The organism is Bradyrhizobium sp. JR4.1 (genome assembly GCF_040548605.1).
GTDB classification, from domain to species: Bacteria; Pseudomonadota; Alphaproteobacteria; order Rhizobiales; family Xanthobacteraceae; genus Bradyrhizobium; species Bradyrhizobium canariense.
On sequence record NZ_JBEPRY010000069.1, the window covers coordinates 1 to 2,509 of the forward strand.

The following is a 2,509-nucleotide window of genomic DNA, read 5'->3' on the forward strand; positions in this document are numbered from 1 at the left end:
GAGTGTTTTTGGTGTCGCGTGCGAGGATGGTCGCCCTGGACCACGCTTCCGCTCGAGCGCGGTGCGCCTGCGATAGCTTTCGACGTTCATCTCGATGATGGTGGCGTGGTGAACGAGGCGATCGATGGCGGCGAGCGTCATAGCAGGATCCGGGAAGACCCTGTTCCACTCTCCGAAGGGCTGATTGGCGGTGATCAGCATGGAACGCCGCTCGTAGCGAGCGCTGATGAGCTCGAACAGCACGCTGGTCTCGGCCTGGTCCTTGGTGACGTAGGCAAGATCATCGCAGATCAGGAGGTCGAAGCGATCGAGGCGGCTGATGGCGGCCTCGAGATTGAGCTCGCGCCGCGCCACCTGGAGCTTCTGGACGAGATCGGTGGTGCGGGTGAAGAGGACGCGCCATCCGTTCTCGATAAGGGCCAGGCCGATGGCTGCCGCCAAGTGACTCTTGCCGCCGCCGGGCGGGCCGAACAGCAGCAGATTGGCGCCCTTGCCGAGCCAACCATCGCCGGCGGCGAGCGCGGTCACCTGTGCCTTGGAGATCATCGGCACAGCCTCGAAGTCGAAGTTGTCGAAGGTCTTTCCAGCGGGCAGCCGCGCCTCGACGAGATGACGCTCGACGCGGCGGCGGCCGCGTTCGGCGATCTCGTGCTCGGCAATGGTGGCGAGGAAGCGGGCCGCCGGCCAGCCTTCCTTGTCGGACTGCTCGGCAAATTGTGGCCACAGCACCTTGATGGCTGGCAGCCGCAACTCGTTGAGCAATAGATTGAGGCGCGCGGTGTCAATGGTGTTGGCCGTGCTCATGCGGCACCTCCGATCTCGCCGGCACCGATGAGGCACTCATAGGTGGCGAGCGGTGCGAGCTGCACCACGACGTGCGGCACGCAGGCCGGATCGGGAGAGAAGTAAGCGCGCAGCCGGTTGAGGTCGGGCAGTCGGCCGGCATCAAGCTCGGTCGCGAGCTGATCGGCGAGTTCGGCCTCGCAGCCGCGCTCATGGGCCAGTGCGAGCAGATCGACCATGATCCGGCAGGCTTTCCTGTCCGGCAGCCGTTCGCGCAAGCAATCGAAGGTTCGGCGATAGGCATCGCGCGGGAACAGCCGATCACGGTAGACGAGATTGAGCAGCGCCATTGGCTTGCGCCGCAAGGAATGGATCACGTGCCGATAATCGACGACCTGGTCGTGCTTGCCGTTGGGATGTGGCCGCCCACGCGGCAGGGTGACGAGATGGGTGCCGCCGACGAACACGTCGAGACGATCGTCGTAAAGGCGCGCCCGCAGTTGGTGCCCGATCAAACGCGACGGCACGGTGTAGAACACCTTGCGCAAGGTGAAGCCGCCGCTTGACGTCACGCGGACAATCACCTCCTCGTAGTCCGAGGTGCGGCGATCTGGCAACGCCTGCAGGATGGCGCGCTCGTGGTCGATCCGCTTGGCGTTGCGGGCATTGCGGCGGCTGACGATCTCGTCGATGAAGCCGCGATAGGCGGCGAGATCATCGAAGTCGGCAGTGCCGCGCAACAGCAGCGCATCGGCGATCGTCCGCTTGAGATGGCCATGCGAGCTCTCGATCGCCCCGTTCTCGTGGGCGATGCCGCGATTGTTGCGGGAAGGCCGCATGCCGTAGTGAGCGCAGAGGTCCTCGTACCGCCTGGTCAGATCGTCCCTCGCATTGCGATCGAGATTGCAGAAGGCGGCCGACAGGCTGTCGGTCCGATGCTCCCGCGGTGCCCCACCGAGCGACCACAGGGCATTCTGCAGCCCTTCGGCCAATGCGACGAAGCTCTCGCCACCGAGCACGACATGGGCGTGTTCAAACCCGCAATAGGCCAACCGGAAGTGATACAGGCGATGATCGAGCGGCACGCCAGCGATGGCGACCCCAAGCTCGCCCATATCGGTGAAGTCGGACAGGCCGACCTGGCCCACTTCGTGGGTCTGGCGGAAGATGACCTCCTGCTCCTCGCCGTGGATCGCCCGCCAGGCGCGGATCCGGCGCTCGAGCGTGCGGCGGATTCCAGCCCCCAGCTCAGGATGGCGTCGGAGCATCTCCTCGAAGATGGCCACGGGCCGCACGCCGGGAGCCGCCTTCAGCATCGGCACGACCTCCAGGCCGAAGACGTTGGCCAAGGGATCCGGCCGGCGCCTTTGCCGCGGTGTCTTCTTTTGCGACGGAAGGCGCAGATCCTTCTCGAGCCGATAAGCGGTCGACGAACTGAACGACGCCTTCGCGGCCGCCTCTGGCGGCGAATTGGTTTGACGGAACTTCATGTAGAGCCTCATCTGGTGATCGGTGACATGGCAGCCTGGCAACGGGTGATTCCTCTTTGGCGAGAAGAACCATCCATCACCGGCCAGCCGCGATCACCAGACGGCGCGGTCCGCTCGGATCGCGCCGTCGCCGGGCTCGTAACTCCGGTCGGGCTACGCCCTCCCTGCGTCACGAGCCCGGCGAAGCTCTCTCATCCTGATTGACGCTGCACTTCCATCCTGATTGCCGCGCCGCA

The 2,509-nt window shown here is 65.2% G+C and carries 2 protein-coding genes; both read right to left on the reverse strand.

Annotated features, from left to right (window positions below):
* Nucleotides 1-804: IS21-like element helper ATPase IstB (gene istB / locus ABIB90_RS41480; RefSeq protein ID WP_354202966.1), on the reverse strand; the 804-nt coding region annotated here is incomplete at its 3' end.
* On the reverse strand, nucleotides 801-2,315 hold the full coding sequence (istA, locus tag ABIB90_RS41485; RefSeq protein ID WP_502918273.1) for an IS21 family transposase: 1,515 nt from the start codon (nucleotides 2,313-2,315) through the stop codon (nucleotides 801-803). The genes istB and istA, both read right to left, overlap by 4 nt.
* Nucleotides 2,316-2,509 lie beyond the last annotated feature (194 nt).